The organism is Pseudomonas sp. NFPP24 (genome assembly GCF_900112095.1).
Lineage (GTDB): Bacteria > Pseudomonadota > Gammaproteobacteria > Pseudomonadales > Pseudomonadaceae > Aquipseudomonas > Aquipseudomonas extremorientalis.
In genome coordinates this window covers 133707-155256 of sequence record NZ_FOKD01000008.1, presented here as the reverse complement: position 1 = coordinate 155256, position 21550 = coordinate 133707, and the positions used below count along the sequence as shown (strand labels likewise).

The window sequence follows — 21550 nt, the reverse complement described above, 5'->3', positions numbered from 1 at the left end:
GCAAGTCCGACGGCAAGCAGAATCCACAAATAAACCTACAGCTTAATGCCCAGCTTGATGCTTGGCGTTCGCCCGTTATGGCGGCTGTGCGTGGGAGACCTTCGGGTCTGCTGGGTTTAGCTCCTTGCCCCGGTCTTGCACACCTACGTACAGTTGCCACCCTCATTCGCGTGCAAGCGAAGGGTGTCGACTTCTTCCCAGCAAGGAGTGTTCACCATGGTCAAAGTAACCCCCGACCCACCATGCTTCCTCAGCGAAGACGCCCTGCTCAACCGCCGCGCCATCGACTACTACCTCAAAGCGTCCGCCCCGGATGCGCCCACCTTCACCCCGAACGACAACCTGAGTTTCGAAGAGGCCCTGGCCCATGCGGCAGATTTGCTGCATTGCGCGGTGGAGACGGCGCACGCGTCGAGTGAAGCGATGAAGGCGCAACAGCGGGCCGTGATGCATTTAGTGGAGATGGCCAAGGGTGTAGTGGATCGGGCGTTGGCCTGTGTGCAGCCTCGCTAAACACCGCAGAACCCATGTGGGAGGGGGCTTGCCCCCTCCCACATGTTGAGTTTCACATTCAGAGCCCAGTGTTCTGGAGCGTGTGGCGAGGTCAGAACCCGCGATGCTTCTTCAAGTGCTCATTGATCTTCGCCGCCGGCACTTTCTGCAAGGTGCACAGCAGGTCGTGGGACAGTTCGCGCAGGCCGTGGGTACGGCGCAGCTCCTGAGCCAGGTGCGCCGTGAGGTTGGCCGCCATCTCCGCATCCGCCAGCGCGCGGTGAGCCTGGCCGGTGTGGGGCAGTTGAGCGAAGGCGTTCAACGTGCCGAGCTTATGGTTTGGCGCCGACGGCATCAGGCGTCGCGCCAATAACAGAGAACACGCAAACTTCTGCAAACGCGTGCGGCGGATCAAGCCCAATTCGTAATCCCAGAACTTCTGGTCGAACGCAGCGTTGTGCGCCATCAGCGGCGTAGTCCCGACGAACTCATTGACCTCGTTCATCACCCGCTCCGCCGGCGGCGCGCTGCGCAGCATGGCGTTGCTGATGCCGGTGAGTTGTTCGATGAACGCGGGCACGTGCACGCCGGTTTTCATCAGGCTCTGGTAGCGGTCCACGATCTGGCCACGCTCAAGGATGACCACCGCGATTTCCGTGGCACGGCAACGGCTGCTCGGGGTGATGCCGGTGGTTTCAAAGTCGATGACCGCTATACGTTCCAAACCTGTTCCAACTCCATCTGAAGATCTATTTAAGCAACAAAGCGCCTTCGATCGGCACGTAGCGGCTGGCGGCGCGTATCAATGAATTGGCCGTCAGCCCCGGTACGCCATAGGCCACGGCCTCGACGCCATGCTTGTGGATAACCCGGTCGAGCAGCATGTCGAAATCACCGTCGCCGGAGGCCAGCACAATTTCATCGACGTGGTCGGCGGCGTCCATGATGTCGAGGGTGATGCCCACGTCCCAGTCGCCCTTGGCCGAGCCGTCGCTGCGCTGGATGTAGGGCTTGAGTTTTACCGTGAAGCCCAGGTTGCGCAGGATCTGCTGGAATTGCTGCTGCTTGCTGTCGCCACGGTCGATGGCATAGGCGTACGCCTCGACGATCTGCCCGCGCGCGCTGATGTCAGCCCACAGCGCGGCGTAGTTGAAGTGGCAACCATAGGCCTGGCGGACGGTGTAGTAGAGGTTTTGCACATCGGCGAACACTGCAATTTTCTTCACCGCACTTCCTCATGACAGCCAGGCGCCAGGGCCCGGAAAGGGTGCAAGTATGCCAGCCGCGAGAGGGTTGCCGGGAAAAATCAGACCGGGGCGACGCAGCGCCCCGGGCCAAGGTAGGTCAGACGAAGGAATCGTCGTCGCCGAAGGAGGAAGAATCGTCGGAATAATCGCTGTCGGCAAAGCTGTCCGAATTGTTGCTGCCCCAGCTGTCGTTGCCGGCGTATTTCTGGTCATCATTGCCCCAGTTGCCGTTGTCACTGGCAGGCGCTGGCTCCTCACGAATGATTTCTTCCACGACTTGCGGCTGTTGCGAATTGTGGTTGAACAGGCTGCTGATGCCTTCGGCCAGCAATACACCACCGGCCACGCCGGCTGCGGTTTTCATCGCGCCGCCGAGGAAACCGCTGCCCACCGGAGCGGCTGGAGCAGGCTGTTGATAATTCTGCTGCGGGGCAGGTTGGCTGAACCCAGGCCGCGCCGGTTCGCGCCAGCCGCCACCAGAAGAAGGCGGTGCACTTTGAGCCGGCTGCTGATCACGGGAACCACCGCCGCCAAAGATGCTCGACAGGAAACCGCCGCTGCTCGCCGGAGCAGGCTGCGCGGATTTGGCCCTCTGCAGTTCATCCTGCAATTGCTGGATCTGCTGCGCCTGCTGCTTGTTCTGCGCGTCGAGGCTCTTGAGCGCATGTTCCTGCACCAGGATCGACTGGGTCATGTAGTACCCGGCCGCCGGTTGGCGCGTCATGTGCTCCTTGATCCGCGCTTCGGCCTGGGCGTCGCGGGGGGCTGAGTCCGTTTCGGCTTGTTGCAACCGTGAAAACAGTCCATCGATCAGGGTTTGCTCTTCGCTGTTCATGGCGACCTCGTTAGATTGCCGGTAGAAATCGTGGTGTGCCTGTCATCAGGCGCCGCTCTAGTTATGGGGGTGTTACGAGTTGTTTCAATGGTCTTTACTCAAGGTTTACGTTTGCTCACCGCCGGTGATGATCGGTTAAAGTGTTGCCCTTGCTTTCAGGCCTGCGATGAACTTGATGAATCCGTTAGACGTGCTGCGCGACTCTTTCCGTTTCACCCAACGCAACTTGGGCGCCATCGTCCAGTTGTGCTTGCCGTTGGTGATTTTCGAAGCCCTGCTGCAACAGGTGCTGAATCACGTGGTGGGCGAGGATGCATTCCCCGGCTACAGCGTGGTGGTGGGGTTGCTGGTGTACCCGCTGTACACCGGGGCCTTGATCCTGTTTCTGGATGCCCGCACCCGTGGCGAGTCGCCGCGCACCAAGGATGTCTGGGCCATGGCCCTGACCCTGTGGCCGCGCTTTGCCCTGCTGACGGCCATGAGCACACTGCTGATCCTGCTGGGGCTGTCGCTGTATTTCCTGCCGGGCCTGTGGCTGATGGTGGTGCTGGCGTTTGCCGAGTACCTGCTGGTGCTGCGCGGCATGCCAGCGCTGGAGGCGATGAAGGAAAGTTTCCGCCTGAGCCGTGGGCATTTCTGGAGGATCCTGGTGTGCCTGCTGTGTGTGATGACGCCGTTGTGGCTGCTCAAGGGCGCCAGCGTAGCGGCCTACCCCGCGCCCGCGCCGCTGCTGGGCCTGTTACTGGACAGCGCCCACAGCTTCCTGCAGCTGTTTACCAGCGTGGTACTGTTCCGTTTATTCATGCTGATCGGTGGCGATGCCGACGCGCGGTGATATGCTCCGTGCCACTTCTGAAACGCTATAAGCCGAGCCGATGACCCGTTTATTGCGCATCACCTTGCTGAGCCTGCTGATCATCGCGGGGCTGTTTGCAGCCATGGTCTACAGCCTGACCTGGCGTCCCGAGCCCAAGGAAACCCTGCCGGTGAGTTGCGTTGCGCCGCGTGCGCCCACGCTGCTGCCGGGGCAGGCGCTCAAGGTCATGACCTGGAACCTGCAATACCTGGCCGGCAAGAACTACGTGTTCTGGTACGACACGGCCGATGGCAGCGGCCCGGATGATCGGCCTACCGTGGAAGACATGGCCGCCAGCCTTGACGAAGTGGCGCGGGTGATCCGCGACGAACAACCCGACATCCTGCTCTTGCAGGAGCTCGACGAAAACGCCAAGCCTTCCCACTATCAGGACCAACTGGCCCTGCTGCAGGAACGCCTGGTCGACCTGTACCCATGCAGCGCCCAGGCCTTCGACTGGAAAGCCGACTTCGTGCCCGATTGGCATATCTTCGGCAGCGTCGGCCGCAAGCTCGCGACACTCAGCCGCTATCAGATCGAACACGCCGAACGCCTGCAATTGCCGGCGTCCGAGGCCAACATCCTCAGCCGCCAGTTCCAGCCCAAGCCGGCTTTGCTGCTGACTTACCTGCCCCTGAGCGACGGCGGCCAACTGGCGGTGCTCAACACGCGCCTGGACGGTGACGCCCCAGGGCGCAGCGCGGTATTGGAACAAGTACAGACCACGGTCAAGCTGCTGGATAAATTCGAAGGGCGCGGCACGCCCTGGCTGATCGGCGGGGATTTCAACCTGCTGCCCCTGGGCCAATTCCTGCGCCTGGACGCCGGCAAGCGCGGGCAGTATTCGCCGGACAGCGAGCTGCATCTGCTGTGGGACAAATACCCGATGGTCCCGAGCAACAGCCAATCCAGCGGCATCGACCGTGAGAAGTGGCTGACGCACTTCCCTAACGACCCAAGCGTGGACGGGCCGGACCGCACGCTGGATTACCTGTTCTACAGCCCACGGATCAAGCGGGTCGAAGCGAAAGTGCGGCAGGAAGATACCTTGCGCATTTCCAACCACCTGCCCGTGATCGCCCGGTTCCTGCTCCCCCCCGCGCCATAACCAACAACACAAACCCATGTGGGAGGGGGCTTGCCCCCGATTACAGTGTGCCAGCCAATACCTCTCTAGCTGACAGACCGCTATCGGGGGCAAGCCCCCTCCCACATTTGGACCCTGTGGTGTTATGACTTGCGGGGTTTGATCCGCGCTGTTGCCTCGGCCACCAACGGATCATCCGGCCAGTAATGCTTGGGATAGCGCCCCTTCAGATCCTTCTTCACCTCGGCGTAGGTGCTGCGCCAGAAGTTCGCCAGATCCTGGGTGACCTGCACCGGCCGTCGCGCCGGGGACAGCAGGTGCAGCTTCACCACCTGGCGCCCACCGGCAATGCGCGGGGTGTCGGCCAGCCCGAACAACTCCTGCAAGCGCACCGCGAGGATCGGTGGCTGTTCGCTGTAGTCCAGCCGCACCGACGAGCCCGACGGCACTTTCACATGCTGCGGCGCCAGTTCATCGAGACGCTGGGGCAGCGGCCACGGCAGCAGGTTGTGCAGGAAACTGGAGATATCCAGGTTGGCGAAATGGCTCAGGCGCGACACTTTGCCCAGGTAGGGCATCAGCCAGTGTTCGAGGCTGGCGAGCAAGGCACTGTCGCTGATATCCGGCCATTCACTGGTTTTGCCGGCGTCAAGGTGACGCAGCAGCATGACGCGGGCCTGCCATTGGCGCAGTTCCGGCGTCCACGGCAGCAGTTCCAGGCCTTTGCGACGCACCAGGTTGACCAGTGCCTGACTGCGCGCGGACTCATCGAGGCCGGTGAGGGGTTCGCGGCTGAGCACTAACTCACCAACTTTGCGTTGGCGCTCGGCGCGCAGCACGCCTTCACGCTCGTCCCAGTCGAGTTGATCGACGCTGCGCACTTGTTCGGCAAGCACCGTGTCGAACAGCGCCGGGTCAAAATCCGCCGCCAGGTAGATGCGCTCTTCACGCTGGCCCTGGCGGCTGCCCAGGTCGGCGATGACCAGCCAGGGTTGTTTCATCAGGCTATCGGCCTCGGCGAACAGCGCCGCGCGGCCGTTGGCCAGGCGGTACTCGGCACCGCCTGGGCGACGTTGCTGGGCAACGCGGTCCGGGTAGGCCAGTGCCAGCAAGGCGCCGAGCCAGCGCGGATGATCGGGGTCGGCCACTGCTTGAGTCGCCTGCCCTCTTAAATAGCCGCAGTATTGCCGGGCCAACTGCCTGGCCCGTTGCACGCCGCCTTGCGTACCGCGCGAGCGCTCTTCACCGGACAGCAGCGCCAGGCGACTGTGCAAGTCCGCACCGCTGCCGCGCAAGATATCGCGCTCGCCCAACAGCGCGGCGACATCGCACGCGGTGCTTGCCAGCCCCAGGTCCTGCCCGCGTAACAGCAGATGGGCGATACGCGGGTGGGCCGGCAGTTCGGCCATTTTCTGGCCGTGGGCGGTGAGTGTGTCGTCATTCAACGCACCGAGGCGCACCAGCAAATCCTGGGCCTGGGCATACGCGGCGGTCGGCGGCACATCCAGCCACACCAATTGATTGGGTGTAACGCCCCAGCGCGCCAGCTGCAGGGCCAGGCCCGCCAGGTCGGCGGCGAGGATTTCCGCACTGCCGTAGGCGGCCAGGCCTTCATGCTGGTCTTCGGACCACAGGCGATAACACACGCCCGGCTCAAGGCGCCCTGCCCGACCGGCGCGCTGGATGGCGCTGGCGCGGGAGATGCGCTGGGTGTCGAGGCGAGTCATGCCGCTGCCCGGGTCGAAACGCGGTACGCGTGCCAGCCCGGCATCGATCACCACGCGCACGCCGTTGATGGTGAGGCTGGTCTCGGCAATGTTGGTCGCCAGCACGACTTTGCGTTTACCGGCGGGCGCCGGGTCGATGGCGGCGCGTTGAGCGTTGAGGTCCAACTCGCCATGCAGCGGACACAACAGCACATCGGGGCGCTCGCCGAGGACGTCGGCCAGTTGCTGGTGGACCCGACGAATTTCTGCCTGCCCTGGCAGAAAGACCAGCACGCTGCCGGTTTCGTCGTGCAGGGCTTCGAGGATGGTTTGCACCGCCCGCGGTTCGATGAATTCACCGGGCTGATAAGGGCGGCCCCAGCGCATCTGCACCGGGAACATGCGGCCTTCACTGCGCAGGATCGGCGCGTCATCCAGCAGGCTGGCCAGACGCTCGCCTTCCAGAGTGGCGGACATCAGCAGGATCTTCAGCGGTTGCTCATCGCGAAACAGTTCGCGGCCGTTGAGGCTCAGGGCCAGCGCCAGGTCGGCGTCGAGGCTGCGCTCGTGGAACTCGTCGAAGATCAACAGGCCCACACCGTCCAGCGCCGGGTCGTCCTGCAGACGGCGGGTGAGGATGCCTTCGGTGACCACTTCGATACGGGTGTCAGGGCCGACTTTGCTGTCCAGGCGGATGCGATAGCCGACCGTTTCGCCGACCTTTTCACCCAGCTCGCTGGCCAGGCGTTCGGCGGCGGCACGGGCGGCCAGGCGGCGGGGTTCGAGCATGAGGATGGTCTGCCCGGCCAGCCAGGGCTCGTTCAACAACGCCAAAGGCACACGGGTGGTTTTACCGGCGCCGGGCGGTGCTTCCAGCACGGCTTCATGGCGATTCGCCAAGGCGTCACGCAGTGCGGGTAAAACTTCATCGATCGGCAACGAATTCATACTGGCTCCAAAGCAGAGCGGCGAGTATAACGGCGAACTGCCGAATGCCGACGATGGTCTCAAGGCCATTGCTGTAAGGCCGTTGCTATATAGTCGCGTATCCACCGTGTTCAGGAGAGTCCCCATGCGTATCGCTTCCCGTGTCATCGGCGGTGTCCTCGCCGTCACCCTGCTGAGCCAACTCACCGCCTGCGGGTCGATTTTCTACCCCGACCGCCGTGGCCAGATCGACGGCAAGATCGACCCGACCATCGCCGTGCTCGACGCCGTGGGCCTGCTGTTCTATGTGATCCCCGGCCTGATCGCGTTCGGTGTGGACTTCGCCACCGGCGCCATCTATTTCGAACCGGGCAAGACTGCCCAGGTCGACCCGGCCAAACTCCACGACGCCATTGGCGCCGACGGCAAGGTCGACAATGCCAAGCTGCAAAGCATCATCCAGAAGGAAACCGGCCGCAGCCTGCCGCTGGACGACCCGCGCATGATCCAGTTCAAGGGCAGTGTGCAGCAACTCGCGTCCCTGGGCCTGCAACCCGCCGCATAAGGACCGTCCATGACCAGCAGTCCCGAACACGCCAGGCTCTTGCGCCTGGCCACCCGCGCTTCGGTGGGCGTGGCCTGTGCGCTGATTATCACCAAGGCCATCGCCTGGTGGCTCAGCGGCTCGGTGAGCATGCTCGCCGGCTTGACCGATTCGCTGTTGGACGGCGTGACCTCGCTGTTGAATTTGCTCGCGGTGCACTACGCCTTGCGCCCGGCCGATGACGATCACCGCTATGGGCATGGCAAGGCTGAGTCGCTGTCCGGCATGGCCCAGGCGCTATTCATCGGCGGCAGTGCGGTGTTGATCGCGTTCCAGGCCTACCAGCGCCTGCAACACCCGGAGCCGGTCGGCGCACCGTGGCTGAGCATTGGCGTGATTGTGTTTTCCCTGGTCCTGACCGTGGCCTTGTTGATGCTGCAACACCGGGTGATCCGCGAAACCGGCTCCAACGCCGTGCGCGCCGACTCACTGCACTATCGCTCGGACCTGCTGCTCAACGGCAGCATCCTGGTGGCGCTGGTGCTGGCAGGGTTTGGCTACCATCAGGTGGACGCCTGGTTCGGCCTGGGCATTGCCGCTTATATCTTGTGGAGCGCGATCCAGATCGCCCGGGAAAGTTTTGCAGTACTGATGGACGAGGAGCTGCCGCCGGAGGTCAGCCAGCACATGCTGGAACTGGCCCGTGGTGTGCCCGGAGTGTTGGGCGCCCATGATTTGCGCACGCGGATTTCCGGCAGCCACTGGTTCGTACAGTTGCACTTGGAATTGCCGGGGGAGTTGACGCTGTCAGTGGCCCACGGCATCAGCGACCAGGCCGCCGATGCCATTCACAAAGCCTACCCGCGTGCCGAAGTGCTGGTGCACGCCGACCCACGGGAAGTGGTCACGGGCAATAAACCCTAGTACTGCACCTGATAGCCGCGACTGCTCAGGCAGTTGCCCTGGGCCTGGCGATAGGTTTGCACCACTGCAGGGTCGGGGGCGTAGGTCACTTGCTGCGGGTCGAAACCGCTTTGCTGCACCGCCCAGCGATAGCAGTCATAACCGTCCTGCTGCACCTGGGCCGGCGACTGGCCGTTGGTGGGATATGCCACCACATCATAGCCATTGCCTTGCGGCGCGGGCGGCGGCGGCACCTGCGTCGGTGGTTGCACGACCACGTACTGCTGGGAGCTGCTTTCGTAGGTGTAATAGGCACCCGCGGCGAGGAAGAACAGCGCGCCACCCACCCACACTTCACGCGCGTAGTCCGGCAGGTAATGCACACGGATGCCGTACGGTGGCGTCACCACCACATAACGCGGGCCTTGCGGGCGATACCAATAGCCGCCGGAGTAGAAGTAATCCTGGCCACGGTAAGGCACACGGTAGTTGCGGTCGGGGAAACGGTCGATCACATAGCCTGGGCGATGTTGCGGGCCTGGGCCCCAGCCATTGCCGTGGCCGTCGGGGCGCCCTGGCCAGCGGTTGTCGCCGGGGCGCGAGCCGGGCCCGCCGGCTTCCCAGTGTGGATTGCCGTCATTGCGGCGCGGGATGTCGCGGTAGTAGCCCTGACGGGGCTCCTGGGTCTGGCGTACGGTGTCGGGGCGGCCCTGGATCGGCAGGTTGTTCGACGGTTGTGGCGGTGGGGGTTGCACCGGCCGCCCCTGCTCATTGCCCTGGGGGCGCGGCTGTTCATTGCCCCCTGGCCGTCCGCCCTCCGGCCCTCTTTCATGCTGACCACCGCCTTCACCACGCGGCCCGTTGTCACGTTCGTCGGCCACTGCCTGGGCGCCAACGGTAACCACCAGCAAACCTACACCTGCCATACGCCAGATGCGCTTCATGCTATTCCTCACTGCGGATTAGGGCCTGTCCATGAGACTGGAAAAGCCAGGCCCGGTTCTCGCACAGGTTATCAGCAGGCAAAAGAAAAGGGGTGACCCGTCGGCCACCCCTTGAGAACTTCGTCCTGGCTCAACGCTTTTGACGTTGGCTCACCTCACGCCGTCTTATGGACAGTGTGCAGCCTGGAGGCCGGCTCAACCCTGCTGGGGTAGCGGCCGCAGCGAGCCTGATTGGGCGGGCTGCTGTGGACTGTTGTCCAGGCGGTGATTCTGTTGATAAAGATACCCGTAGGCGCCCGACAGATGATTGCGAAGATTGCGTCAATAAACAGTGCTTGCGCAATTTTTAACCCTTCATGGATAATTCGCCGCAATAGTTACGACAAAGGCCAACCCAATGAGCAAGCTTGACCGATACGACCTGAGTATTTTGGCGGAATTGCAGCGCGACGCGAGGATCTCCAACCAGGAGTTGGCCGAACGCATCGGCCTGTCGCCGTCGCCCTGCTCACGCCGGGTCAAGCAACTGGAGGATGACGGGTACATCGCCCGCCAGGTGGCGTTGCTCGACCGAAAGATGCTCGGCCTGAGCCTGACCGCCTACGTGCTGATCGGCATGGACCGCCACACCCCCGAGCGTTTCGAGAACTTCGAGGCGGCGATCCGCACCCTGCCCCAGGTGCTGGAGTGCAGTTTGGTGACGGGGATGGATGCGGACTATCAGTTGAAGGTGGTGGTGCCGGACATGGACCACTACCAGAAATTGCTGCTCGGACACTTGACCCGCATCGAAGGTGTGACCAGCGTGCGCTCCAGCTTTGTGCTCAATCAGGTATTGAACAGCACCGAACTGCCCCTGACCCACCTGCGCACTTAAGATCGGTGAAGGTCAAATGTGGGAGGGGGCTTGCCCCCGATGGCTGAGTGTCAGTCAGTTATTTATCAACTGACCCACCGCTATCGGGGGCAAGCCCCCTCCCACATTTGGATTGCACTTCGATCCAGGTCAATGTTGCGTCGGTAACGCTGCCGTATACTGCCCGCCTGCCCTGTCGGAAAAATCCCCCATGAACAACATCGACCCCGCCCTCTTCGAAGAATGGATGATGACCGGCCTGGTCACCATCCTGATCATTTTCATGGGTTTTATCGTCTGGGACCTGGCGAAGAAGTCCAAGGCCGGGCGCTTTGGCTCGTTCATTCTGTTCTTCGTGCTGGGCCTGGGCGTGGCCGCGTTCATCATCAAGAGCGTGGTGATCGGCCTGATCGAGTCCGGCGCCTTATAAGCGCGCCGGCACTTCCTTCCACTGGCCTTGATCCAGGCCGTCGATCGACCAATCGCCAATCCGCACGCGCACCAGACGCAAAGTAGGCAAACCGACAGCAGCGGTCATGCGCCGTACCTGTCGGTTGCGCCCCTCACGAATGACCAGTTCCAGCCAATGCGTCGGGACGCTTTTGCGAAAGCGCACGGGCGGGTTGCGCGGCCACAGCTCGGGCTCATCCAACTGCCGAGCCTCGGCGGGCAAGGTCATGCCGTCGTTCAGTTCGACGCCTTTGCGCAGGCGTTGCAACTGTTCTTCGGTGGGTTCGCCTTCCACCTGCACCCAGTAGGTTTTCGCCAGCTTGTGTTTGGGATCGGCAATCCGTGCCTGCAACTGGCCGTCATTGGTCAGCAGCAGCAGGCCTTCGCTATCACGGTCCAAACGGCCCGCCGGGTAGATGCCGGGAATATCGATGAAATCCTTGAGCGTCGCGCGGCCGCCTTCGTCGCTGAACTGGGTCAGCACATCGAACGGTTTATTGAACAGGATCAACTTCGGTTCGGCCGGAGGCGCCTTGGCGACACGCCGCGCAGCGGAATACGGGGGTTTCACGCCAGGGCGGCGCGAATCGGGACGGGTGGGACGGGACATGGCAAAGGAACATCTAACGGTCAGGACCGACAATGCTAGTGGCCTGACCGTTAAATGACCATCCCAACCGCTTAGCGGAACGGCGGCTCGTCGAAGCTGCGCAGTTTGCGCGAGTGCAGCGAGTTGAGTTCGGTGCGCAACAGGTCCACCGCCTCGATGCCGATCTTCAAGTGCTGGCTGACCGCACGCTCATAGAACGCGTTGGCCGAACCCGGCAGCTTGATTTCGCTGTGCAGCGGTTTGTCCGATACACACAACAAGGTGCCGTACGGCACCCGCAAACGATAGCCTTGCGCGGCGATGGTGCCGCTCTCCATGTCCACGGCCACGGCGCGGGACAGGTTGATCAGTGGGCGTTCCTGGGCCCAGCGCAATTCCCAGTTACGGTCGTCGTAGGTCAACACGGTGCCGGTACGCAGGCGTTTTTTCAGCTCTTCGCCTTTTTCGCCGGTAACGTTAGCCGCCGCTTGCTGCAACGCAAGCTGCACTTCAGCCAGCGCCGGGATCGGGATGTTCGGCGGCACCACGCGGTCGAGAATACCGTCGCGGCGCATGTAGGCGTGCGCCAGTACGTAGTCGCCGATGGTCTGTGATTGGCGCAGGCCGCCGCAGTGGCCGATCATCAACCAGCAATGCGGACGCAGCACGGCCAAGTGGTCGGTGATGTTCTTGGCGTTGGACGGGCCGACGCCGATGTTCACCAGGGTCACGCCATGGCCATCAGTGGCCTGCAGGTGATAGGCCGGCATCTGGTAACGGTGCCACACCACACCGGCGGCAATTGCCGACGCCTCGCCGTGATCCATGCTCTTGTCGATCACCACGTTGCCCGGCAGCACCATGCGGATAAAGCGCGGGTCGCTGCGCAGTTGCTCCAGGCCATGCAGGATGAACTGGTCGACATACCGGTGGTAGTTGGTCAGCAGGATCCACGGCTGCACATGGCGCCAGTCGCTGCCGGTGTAGTGCACCAGGCGGCGCAGGGAGAAGTCCACGCGGGCCGCATCGAACAGTGCCAGGGGCAGTGGGTCGGTGTTTTCCCAGTCGTACAAGCCGTCGGCGATGCCATCGGTGGCGGCCGACAGGTCGGTGCTGGGGAATACACGGGCCAGGGTCGCGGCGGTCACGCCGGAACCGGCCAGTTCGTCGCCCTGCTCCACCACGTACGGGTACGGGATGTTCTGCTGGCTCACGCCGACTTCCACGGTCACGGTGAAGTCGTGCATCAACGGCACCAGTTGCTCCAGCAGGTATTTACGGAACGCCGCAGGATGGGTGACGGTGACGCTGTAGGTTCCCGGCAACTGGACCTTGGCATACGCCCGGGTGGTCTGTGGGACTTCGCCGTGGCAATGGTAGGTCAGGCGCAGTTCCGGGTAGCGAAACAGCGCACGTTGTTCGGCGTCGGGCTCGACGCGGTCTTTGAGGTATTGCTTGAGGGCTTGATTGAGCGCGCCAGTGGCACGCTCGTGCAGGGCCGCCAGCCGGTCCACGGCTTCTTCAGCGGTTTGAACGACAACAAAAGCTTCGGTCACGGTAAGCATCCTGTGTTCTGACTTGCAGGCCTTTATCTTGCCTGTATACCGGCCTCACCGAAACACCAGAGTTGGAATGCGGTAAATGTGGGAGGGGGCTTGCCCCGATAGCTGACTGTCAGCCAACACATCTATCGCTGACACACCGCTATCGGGGGCAAGCCCCCTCCCACATGTTTACCGCATTTTAGTCCGATAGATTGGGGGTGGAACGGGCGATGAGAGCCTCCACATCTACGCCGCGTGGCAAGGTTCCATACACACGGCCAGACAAGCCACCCAACCGACTGGCAATAAACCCATCACTCACCGCCGCATTCCCCGCCTCCAGCAACAACTTGGCCTGCAATGCCACGGCGATGTCTTCGGTGAGTTGCCGCGCACGGTACTGGATGTCCTGGGTGTCCATGAATGCCGACTTCAACTGCTCGATATGCCGCGCCAACTGCCGGTCGCCGTGCCCATCGCCCAGTTCGACAAACAGCGCCTCCAGCACGCCCGGCTCTTTCGACAACGCCCGCAACACGTCCAGGCACTGCACATTGCCGGACCCTTCCCACGTCGAGTTCACCGGTGCCTCACGGTACAGGCGCGGCAGAATGCTGTCTTCGACATACCCCGCGCCGCCCATGCACTCAGCGGCCTCGTTGATCATCGCTGGCGCACGTTTGCAGATCCAATACTTGCCCACCGCCGTCACCAGCCGGGCGAACTTGGCTTCCTGTTCATCGTCCAGATGATCCAGCGCACGGCCCATGCGCAGGCTCAGGGCCAGTGCGGATTCGCTTTCCAGCGCCAGGTCCGCCAGCACGTTCTGCATCAACGGCTGCTCGCTGAGCACGCGGCCGCCGACCGAACGATGGGCACAATGATGGCTGGCCTGGGTCAGCGCCTGGCGCATCAGGGCGCTGGAGCCGACCATGCAATCGAAGCGAGTCATGGCGACCATCTCGATGATGGTCGGCACGCCACGGCCTTCTTCGCCGATCATCCAGGCCAGGGCGCCACGGAATTCGACTTCGCTGGAAGCGTTGGAGCAGTTGCCGAGTTTGTTTTTCAGGCGCTGGATGTAGAACTCGTTGCGTGTGTCATCCGGACGGTGCCGGGGCAGCAGGAAACAGGTGAGGCCCTTGTCGGTTTGCGCCAGGGTCAAGAACGCATCACACATCGGTGCCGAACAGAACCACTTGTGGCCCACCAGTTCATAGGCCTGCCCTGGCCCGCCAGCGCCCACCGGATATGCCCGGGTGGTGTTGGCACGCACATCGGTGCCGCCCTGCTTCTCAGTCATGGCCATGCCGATGGTGGCACCGGCCTTGTGGGCGATGCCAACGTTGCGCGAATCGTATTGGGTGCCGAGGACTTTCGGCAGCCAGATATCGGCCAGGTCCGGCTGCAAACGCAGCGCCGGCACACAGGCGAAGGTCATGGTCAGCGGACAGCCGGTGCCCGCTTCGGCCTGGCTGTGCAGGTAGGTCATGGCGGCGCGGGCCACGTGGGCGCCGGACTGCGGATGGGCCCAGGGCAGTGACGGCAGGCCGTGTTCGACGGCGGTGCGCATCAGCTCGTGATAAGCCGGGTGAAATTCCACGAGGTCGATGCGACGACCATAACGGTCATGGCTGTTGAACACCGGCTTGTTCTGGTTGGCCAGGAACCCGGCTTCCATCAACGGCCCACCCGCCAACGCACCGTAGGCGTCGATACGCGCCTGCGCCCAGCCGGCGCCAAAGCGGCGCGACCATTCCTGCAGGGGCAGATCGATACGGTACAGGTTGGTGCCGTCCAGGGACGGCGGCTGGTTGGTGACGTCGTGGGTTTCGGCAAATTGATGCAGGTTCATGACGGGCCTCCAAGAAAAAAGGCCACGTTCAGTTGAGGCCTGCATTTCAGTTAAGCACCGTCATACCGCTTAAAAAAGTGACATACCCGCCGATTGTCCGGCGCTTTTGCCCTCTAACGGACACAACAACCGACGCTCCAACACCACCTGCAACGCCTCGAAACGTACAGGCTTGGCCAGGCGCTCGGAAATCCCGATGCCATGGCAGCCCTCGCGCTCCGACACATTCAGTGACGAGCTCAAGGCGATCACCGGTAATTCGCCGCAGCCAGGCAACGCACGAATCTGACAGCACAACGAGAAACCGCCTTCTGGAACATCCAACAGCACTGCATCGAAATCCGCTGCCTGCAACGCCGCCAGCGCGCTCGGGCCGCTGTCCACGGTTTTCACCCGGTAACCGAGCTTGAGCAACATACCGCGCACCGCCAATTGGCCGACGCTGTTGTCATCCACCAACAGCACCGAGCATTCCTGGGGCGCACGTTGTTTGTCCGGTCCAGGCTTTGACTCGGACGGGACCGGGCTGACCTCTACTTCCAGCTGAAAGCGGCTGCCTTTGCGCGGCTCGGAATGATGGGTGAGGCGCCCGCCCAGCAGTTCGACCAGTTGCCGGCAGATGGCCAGGCCGATGCCCAGGCCGCCGTACTCACGAGTGGTGGAGCCATCCAGCTGGAAGAAGCGCTGGTACAGGGTGGCTTCATCAAGGAAAGCAAAGCCGATCCCGGTGTCGGTGACGATAAAACTCAGGCGAAGGCGACCATCGCTGTGGGGCACACCGACCACCCGCAGGCGCACCGAACCTTCGTGGGTGAACTTGAAGGCGTTATCCAGCAGGCAATCGAGGCACTGCAGCAGTTTGTCGGCATCGCCCAGCACGCGGTCCGGCAGCTCGTCCGCCACATCGATGGAAAAGGCCAGGCCCTTGCTCTGGGCGCTGGCGCTGAACTGCTGGCGCAAGGTGTCGAGCGTACCGCGCAGGCTGAACACCTCGGGCCGCGCAACCAGGCGCCCGGCCTGCAACTCGGTGAGGGTGAGGATGCCGTTGACCATGCGCATCATGTCCCGCGCCGAGCCGGCAGCGGTTTGCTGGTACTGCGCCAGGTCCGCATCCAGCGGCACGGTTTGCATGAGTTCGAGGGAGCCGATCACGCCGTTCATCGGGGTGCGCAGTTCGTGAGTCAGGGTGGCGAGGAATTCATCCTTGAGGCGGTTGCTGCGGGCCAATTGCTGGTTGAGCACTTCGAGCTTCTGGCTGGCATCGAACAGGATCTGCGCCTGTTGCTCACGCATTGCGTTGATGCGGTCGGCCAGGGCCAGGGACAACAACGCTACTTCGATCGCCGAACCGATCTGGCTGGCGTACATGGTCAGGAACACATTCGGCAGGTAGCCCAGCACCATCAGGGTATTGACCACCCCGCCGAGCAGGAACGCCGACCAGGCAATGATGAAATAGCGCGCCACCCGCTGCCCGCAATACCAGGCCTTGATGGCCGCGACAAAGATGGTCACGGTAAATATCAGCGCCAAGCCGGTGGCCAGGCGCAGCGCCAGGGCGTAGCTGGTCATCAACGACAGCAGCATCACCACACCGCCACACGCCACCAGCCCCAGCAACAGACGGTTGATCCAGCGGCTGTGCTGGGCCGTGTGCAGAAAGCTGCGCGCAAACAGGCTGCCGAACAACGCGGCCGAGCCAATCAGGAACGGCGTCGCCGCATTCGCCCACCAGGGGTTGTCCGGCCAGAAGTACTCCACTGCCGCGCCATTGACCGACAGCTGGTACATGCCGAATGAAGCGATATACAGGATGTAATAGAGGTAGCTGGTGTCGCGCACGCTGAGATAGATGAACAGGTTGTACACCAGCATGCCCAGCAACACGCCGTAGATCAGGCCCAACACATACAGGCGCAGCGGCTGTTGTTCCAGGTAGGCGGTGCTGGACCACAGCGTCAAGGGCGCCTGGATCGAGCCTTCGCTTTGCAGGCGCAGGTAGACGGTTTTCGCTTCGCCCGGCGTGAAGTCGAGCTTGAACAGGTAGTTGTTCTGGCGAATCTCACGGGCGGCAAACGGCAGCGCATCCCCTGTGCGCCCGGCGAGGCGATAGGTGCCTGTGCTGTCGGGCAGGTACAGGTCCAGATGGTCGAGCGGCGGGTAGGCCAGCTCCAGCAACCAGGTGCGTTGGGCTTCAGGATTCTGAGGCAGGTAGTGCAGATTGACCTTGAGCCAGAACACCGAACGTGAGTAACCGGCGTTGAGCGTGTCTTTATCGTGGGGCTTGAACTGCGTGACGGCAGAGGGTGCGCTGACATCGGCGATCGTGAGGGCATCGGTCGGGTCTTCGAGCACTTGCAAGGCTCGACCCAGCGGCAGGCTTCGCGTGTCCTGGTTGAACTCGATGGCGCTGGCGAGCAGCGGCAGCCCGCACAACAATAAAATCAGCAAATAGCGCATAGAGCCCCAGCGTGGCCTGCCCGGTTATGTCAAAAAGCCCCCCATTCCTTTTGAGAAGACGTAAACCGGCAATACAGTTAGTAGTTTGGATCCACTCTAGCATAGCCACTAAAGGCTATTAGACACCATTGAAATAATTTTTTGAAAGGCTCTAGAACGCGGCTTTCAGCAATGTTCATGCACTCACCTGGATTGCTGAAACCTTCCACCCGCGGTGAAAATCCTCTTTCGCGCAACAGCCCCGCCAAAAGCGTTTGGTGGTAAGCTCGCGCACCATGAATATCTACAGCTCTCGCCCCGTTGTCCTCTGTCTCTCCGGCCATGACCCCAGTGGTGGCGCCGGCTTGCAGGCAGATATCGAAGCCCTGCTCGCCCAGGGTTGCCACGCGGCTCCGGCCGTCACCGCGCTGACCGTGCAGAACACGGTCAACGTCAGCGACTTCCGCGTGCTCGACCGCGAATGGGTACTGGCCCAGGCCAATGCCGTGCTCGGCGACTCCGAAGTGGCGGCGGTCAAGCTCGGCATGCTCGGTTCCACCGCGATGGTCGACACCGTGGTCGAACTGCTGCAGGCGCATCCGCACCTGCCGGTGGTGTGCGACCCGGTACTGCGCGCCGGTGGCGGCGGTAGCCTGGGCAAGGACGAGGTCGGTTATGCGATGCGCGAGCGGCTGTTGCCGTTGTCGCTGATCGCCACGCCGAACCTGCCCGAAGCGCGCATCCTCGCCGAGCTGCCGGAAGGCTCGGCGGACGAATGCGCCGAGAAGCTGCTGCCGTATATCAGGCATTTGCTGATCACCGGCGGGCATGGCGACGAGCACGAAGTACACAACCGCCTCTACAGCCGCGACGGCACGCGCCAGACCTTTACCTGCCAGCGCCTGCCTGGCAGTTATCACGGTTCGGGCTGCACGCTGGCCAGTGCCCTGTCGGGCCGGATCGCCCAGGGCGAAGGCCTGGTGAGCGCCGTGCAATCGGCCCTCAACTACACTTGGCGCACCCTGCGTGACGCAGAACAACTCGGCCAGGGCCAGTTCGTGCCGCGCCGTCTGCCGCTGGATTTCTGCTCTTAACAGCACGAGGCCTGCCTGATGAAACTACGTGGCCTTTACGCCATTACCGACAGCCAACTGTTGGCCGGCAAATTCCTCGCCTACGTCGAAGCGGCGCTGGACGGTGGCGTGACCCTGCTGCAATACCGCGACAAAAGCAGCGACGAAGCCCGGCGCCTGCGTGAAGCAGAAAAGCTGCGGGAGCTGTGCTCGCGCTACAAAACCCAACTCATTATCAACGACGACGCCGAACTGGCCGCGCGCCTCGGCGTCGGCGTGCACCTGGGCCAGACCGACGGCCCGCTGACCCCGGCCCGTGCCCTGCTCGGCTCCAAGGCCATCATCGGTTCCACCTGCCACAGCCAGATCGAACTGGCCGAGCAGGCTGCCAAGGAAGGTGCGAGCTACGTCGCCTTCGGTCGCTTCTTCAATTCCAGTACCAAGCCCGGCGCCCCGGCCGCCACCGTCGAAATGCTGGCCCTGGCCCGTGCGCGCCTGCAGCTGCCGATCTGCGTGATCGGCGGCATCACCCTGGAGAACGCCGAACCCCTGGTGGCCCACGGTGCCGACCTGCTGGCGGTGGTGCACGGCCTGTTTGGCGCCGATAGCACCCAGGAAGTCACGCGCCGCGCCCGTGCGTTCAACGACCTTCTTAAAATTTCAGTTTAGAGAGCCCGATCATGTCCCGTTCCGAAACGCTGTTTGCCAATGCCCAGAAACACATCCCCGGCGGTGTGAACTCCCCCGTGCGTGCGTTCAAGAGCGTGGGCGGCACGCCGCTGTTCTTCAAGCATGCCGAAGGCGCCTACGTCACCGACGAAGATGACAAGCGCTACGTGGACTACGTCGGCTCCTGGGGCCCGATGATCCTCGGCCACAGCCACCCGGACGTACTGGACGCGGTGCGCAAGCAACTGGAACACGGCCTGTCCTACGGCGCGCCGACCGCCATGGAAACCGAGATGGCGGACCTGGTCTGCTCGATCGTGCCGTCGATGGAAATGGTGCGCATGGTCAGCTCCGGCACCGAAGCCACCATGAGCGCAATCCGCCTGGCCCGTGGTTTCACCGGCCGCGACAGCATCATCAAGTTCGAAGGCTGCTACCACGGCCACTCCGACAGCCTGTTGGTCAAGGCCGGTTCTGGCGCGCTGACCCAAGGTGTCCCTAGCTCGGCGGGCGTGCCTGCCGCGTTTGCCAAGCACACCCTGACCCTGCCGTTCAACGACATCGCCGCCGTCGAGCAGATGCTCAATGAAGTGGGCCAGGACGTGGCCTGCATCATCGTCGAGCCGGTGGCCGGCAATATGAACTGCGTGCCGCCCGCGCCAGGCTTTCTGGAAGGCCTGCGCGAACAGTGCGACAAACACGGCGTGGTGCTGATTTTCGACGAAGTGATGACCGGTTTCCGCGTCGCCCTCGGCGGCGCCCAGGCGCACTACGGCGTCACGCCGGACCTGAGCACCTTCGGCAAGATCATCGGCGGCGGCATGCCGGTGGGTTGCTTCGGCGGCAAGCGCGAGATCATGCAACACATCGCGCCGCTGGGCCCGGTGTACCAGGCGGGCACCTTGTCGGGTAACCCACTGGCCATGGCCGCCGGCCTGACCACCCTGCGCCTGATCAGCCGCCCGGGCTTCCACGCCGAGCTGACCGACTACACCACGCGCCTGCTCGACGGCCTGCAACAGCGCGCCGATGCCGCCGGCATTCCGTTTGTCACCACCCAGGCGGGCGGTATGTTCGGCCTGTACTTCAGCGGTGCCGACGATATCGTCACTTTTGACGACGTAATGGGCAGCGATGCCGGTCTGTTCAAACGCTTCTTCCACCTGATGCTGGAAGGCGGCGTATACCTGGCACCGAGCGCTTTCGAAGCCGGCTTCACCTCGATCGCCCACGGCGAAGCCGAGCTGAAACTGACCCTCGACGCCGCCGAACGCGCCTTCGCCGCACTGAAGTAACAGGCCGCAACCATCAGGCACCCCGCAAACGGTGTCTGATTTGCTACTTTGCTTACAGATATTTCCGAGTTTTTCCGAGAATTCACCTGCAATCCGGCAGATAACTTGCCCAAGCAGCAGAAAAACGAGTAAAGACTTTGTAAGCAGAGGCCTGCTTATTTCATAATGCGCGCTTATTGGATCCCCCGAGGGTCCGCGTGCCCCGTCAGAGGTAAGTCGATTCCCATGAAACGCACCGGCCGCACCCTGGTTCTGGGCTGCCTGTTGCTCCTTCAGCCGCTGCTGGCACATGCACAAGCAGGCGGCAACTCGTTGTTAATCCCAGCGATGGGTCGTTGCACCCTCAATACCCAGCCAGACAGCCAGGCCGAAGCCCTGAGCGCGTGCCAGAAGCAGGCCGACGGCGGGGATGCGCAGGCGCAATACGAGTTGGGCGAGTACTTCCACGACAGCAAGAACCCTGCCCGCGACCTCAACAAGGCCTTGAGCTACTTCGAGAAAGCATCGTTGCAGGGCCATGCCCAAGCGCAATTCCAGTTGGGCAACATGTTCTTCAAGGGCGAAGGCGTGCCGGCCAACAACGTCCAGGCCTACATCGTGCTGAAAATGGCCGCGGTCAACGGCGCTGAAGACGCGCTGGACACCGCCGACGAAGTCGCCGAGCACATGCAGCGCGATGAACTGGAAGTGGCGACCCAGGTGCTGGGCCAGATTTTCCGCAACTACCTTCTGGAACTGCAGAGCGCCGATGGGCGTTCGCCCTTCTCACCGCTGCCCTGACAGCCGCCCTACTTCTCCGGCATTGGCATCGGAAATGGCATCACATTGCTGGTGCCCCGCGCCTCGCTGATCTTCGGCGTGCCCAGGCGCTCGACTTCATCGATGCGCACAATCGAATGCATCGGCACAAAGCTGCGCACCACGCCTTCGAACTGCGCCTTGAGCTTCTCTTCGCCCGGGTCGACGACCAACTGGGTGCGCTCGCCAAAGACGAACTCTTCCACCTCCAGGAAACCCCACAGATCACTTTGATAGATCTGCTTGGCGTACATTTCGAACACCTGGCCCTGGTTGAGGAAAATCACCTTGTAGATTGGAGCTTCACGTTTGGTCATGGTGGGCGAACAACACATCGGGGATATAAAAGAGGGCGCGAACTATAGCATGGCACCCGATGCACAACGCTAGGAACCAATGGGCATGCCCCCTATAATGCGCGGTTCTTTACCACCAGTTGAC

At 62.6% G+C, this 21550-nt stretch carries 21 protein-coding genes; 11 read left to right on the top strand and 10 right to left on the bottom strand.

Features of this window, described 5'->3' with window-relative positions; translation table 11 throughout:
- Nucleotides 1-216 precede the first annotated feature (216 nt).
- The gene (locus BM026_RS18750) at nt 217-513 is read left to right on the top strand and encodes a DUF6124 family protein (RefSeq protein ID WP_093529661.1); all 297 of its coding nucleotides are present in this window, start codon (nt 217-219) and stop codon (nt 511-513) included.
- Nucleotides 514-604: 91 nt separating this feature from the next.
- On the opposite strand, the gene BM026_RS18745 is transcribed toward BM026_RS18750, so the two are convergent.
- From BM026_RS18745 to BM026_RS18735, 3 genes are all read right to left on the bottom strand, one after another.
- A complete protein-coding gene (locus BM026_RS18745) occupies nt 605-1216 on the bottom strand; it encodes a 3'-5' exonuclease (RefSeq protein WP_092248204.1) in 612 nt (203 codons plus the stop codon).
- Between the two features lie 25 nt (nt 1217-1241).
- Entirely contained in the window at nt 1242-1718 is a 477-nt protein-coding gene (locus BM026_RS18740; RefSeq protein ID WP_025858209.1) for a LabA-like NYN domain-containing protein, read from the bottom strand.
- A 118-nt stretch (nt 1719-1836) separates the two neighbouring features.
- On the bottom strand, nt 1837-2574 hold the full coding sequence (locus BM026_RS18735) for a DUF2076 domain-containing protein (RefSeq protein WP_068932002.1): 738 nt from the start codon (nt 2572-2574) through the stop codon (nt 1837-1839).
- A gap of 175 nt (nt 2575-2749) precedes the next feature.
- Here BM026_RS18735 and BM026_RS18730 point away from each other — a divergent pair, with 175 nt between their 5' ends.
- Together BM026_RS18730 and BM026_RS18725 are read left to right on the top strand one after the other, a co-directional pair.
- A complete protein-coding gene (locus tag BM026_RS18730; RefSeq protein ID WP_093514403.1) occupies nt 2750-3409 on the top strand; it encodes a YciC family protein in 660 nt (219 codons plus the stop codon).
- Nucleotides 3410-3449: 40 nt separating this feature from the next.
- A complete protein-coding gene (locus tag BM026_RS18725; RefSeq protein WP_093529659.1) occupies nt 3450-4538 on the top strand; it encodes an endonuclease/exonuclease/phosphatase family protein in 1089 nt (362 codons plus the stop codon).
- 122 nt (nt 4539-4660) lie between these two features.
- Here the strand turns inward: BM026_RS18725 and hrpB are convergent, their stop codons facing one another.
- Complete coding sequence (hrpB, locus tag BM026_RS18720) at nt 4661-7171, bottom strand: ATP-dependent helicase HrpB (protein WP_093529657.1); 2511 nt, start codon at nt 7169-7171, stop codon at nt 4661-4663.
- Between the two features lie 124 nt (nt 7172-7295).
- Here hrpB and BM026_RS18715 point away from each other — a divergent pair, with 124 nt between their 5' ends.
- Nucleotides 7296-7715, top strand: coding sequence for a polyribonucleotide nucleotidyltransferase (locus BM026_RS18715; protein ID WP_071489917.1), 420 nt, complete (start codon nt 7296-7298; stop codon nt 7713-7715).
- 9 nt (nt 7716-7724) lie between these two features.
- Nucleotides 7725-8618: a cation diffusion facilitator family transporter gene (locus BM026_RS18710; RefSeq protein ID WP_093125738.1), complete on the top strand. Its 894-nt coding sequence runs from the start codon at nt 7725-7727 to the stop codon at nt 8616-8618.
- Here BM026_RS18710 and BM026_RS18705 read toward each other — a convergent pair.
- Nucleotides 8615-9541, bottom strand: a complete 927-nt coding sequence (locus BM026_RS18705) for a DUF6515 family protein (RefSeq protein ID WP_093529655.1) — start codon at nt 9539-9541, stop codon at nt 8615-8617. The genes BM026_RS18710 and BM026_RS18705 overlap by 4 nt on opposite strands.
- Nucleotides 9542-9938: 397 nt before the next feature.
- Between BM026_RS18705 and BM026_RS18700 the strand changes: the two genes are divergently transcribed.
- Nucleotides 9939-10418 (top strand): Lrp/AsnC family transcriptional regulator, encoded by a 480-nt coding sequence (locus tag BM026_RS18700; RefSeq protein WP_003194418.1) that lies wholly within the window; start codon nt 9939-9941, stop codon nt 10416-10418.
- A 199-nt stretch (nt 10419-10617) separates the two neighbouring features.
- On the top strand, nt 10618-10827 hold the full coding sequence (locus tag BM026_RS18695; protein ID WP_025999909.1) for a DUF2788 domain-containing protein: 210 nt from the start codon (nt 10618-10620) through the stop codon (nt 10825-10827).
- On the opposite strand, the gene BM026_RS18690 is transcribed toward BM026_RS18695, so the two are convergent.
- From BM026_RS18690 to BM026_RS18675, 4 genes are all read right to left on the bottom strand, one after another.
- The gene (locus tag BM026_RS18690; protein ID WP_071489914.1) at nt 10822-11457 is read right to left on the bottom strand and encodes a pseudouridine synthase; all 636 of its coding nucleotides are present in this window, start codon (nt 11455-11457) and stop codon (nt 10822-10824) included. The genes BM026_RS18695 and BM026_RS18690 overlap by 6 nt on opposite strands.
- 71 nt (nt 11458-11528) lie before the next feature.
- The gene (amn, locus tag BM026_RS18685) at nt 11529-13001 is read right to left on the bottom strand and encodes an AMP nucleosidase (protein WP_161630243.1); all 1473 of its coding nucleotides are present in this window, start codon (nt 12999-13001) and stop codon (nt 11529-11531) included.
- 178 nt (nt 13002-13179) lie between these two features.
- Nucleotides 13180-14835, bottom strand: a complete 1656-nt coding sequence (locus tag BM026_RS18680; protein ID WP_092248186.1) for an acyl-CoA dehydrogenase family protein — start codon at nt 14833-14835, stop codon at nt 13180-13182.
- A gap of 69 nt (nt 14836-14904) precedes the next feature.
- Nucleotides 14905-17295 carry a hybrid sensor histidine kinase/response regulator gene (locus BM026_RS18675; RefSeq protein ID WP_093529653.1) on the bottom strand — a complete coding sequence of 797 codons (2391 nt, stop codon included), beginning with the start codon at nt 17293-17295 and terminating at the stop codon, nt 14905-14907.
- A gap of 275 nt (nt 17296-17570) precedes the next feature.
- Here BM026_RS18675 and BM026_RS18670 point away from each other — a divergent pair, with 275 nt between their 5' ends.
- From BM026_RS18670 to BM026_RS18655, 4 genes are all read left to right on the top strand, one after another.
- Nucleotides 17571-18368: a hydroxymethylpyrimidine/phosphomethylpyrimidine kinase gene (locus tag BM026_RS18670; RefSeq protein ID WP_092248180.1), complete on the top strand. Its 798-nt coding sequence runs from the start codon at nt 17571-17573 to the stop codon at nt 18366-18368.
- Nucleotides 18369-18386: 18 nt separating this feature from the next.
- On the top strand, nt 18387-19016 hold the full coding sequence (thiE, locus tag BM026_RS18665; protein ID WP_092248177.1) for a thiamine phosphate synthase: 630 nt from the start codon (nt 18387-18389) through the stop codon (nt 19014-19016).
- Nucleotides 19017-19027: 11 nt separating this feature from the next.
- Nucleotides 19028-20311, top strand: a complete 1284-nt coding sequence (hemL, locus tag BM026_RS18660; RefSeq protein WP_092248174.1) for a glutamate-1-semialdehyde 2,1-aminomutase — start codon at nt 19028-19030, stop codon at nt 20309-20311.
- 225 nt (nt 20312-20536) lie between these two features.
- Entirely contained in the window at nt 20537-21091 is a 555-nt protein-coding gene (locus BM026_RS18655; RefSeq protein WP_071489908.1) for a tetratricopeptide repeat protein, read from the top strand.
- Between the two features lie 8 nt (nt 21092-21099).
- On the opposite strand, the gene BM026_RS18650 is transcribed toward BM026_RS18655, so the two are convergent.
- Nucleotides 21100-21426: a DUF1820 family protein gene (locus BM026_RS18650; protein WP_003194436.1), complete on the bottom strand. Its 327-nt coding sequence runs from the start codon at nt 21424-21426 to the stop codon at nt 21100-21102.
- Nucleotides 21427-21550 lie beyond the last annotated feature (124 nt).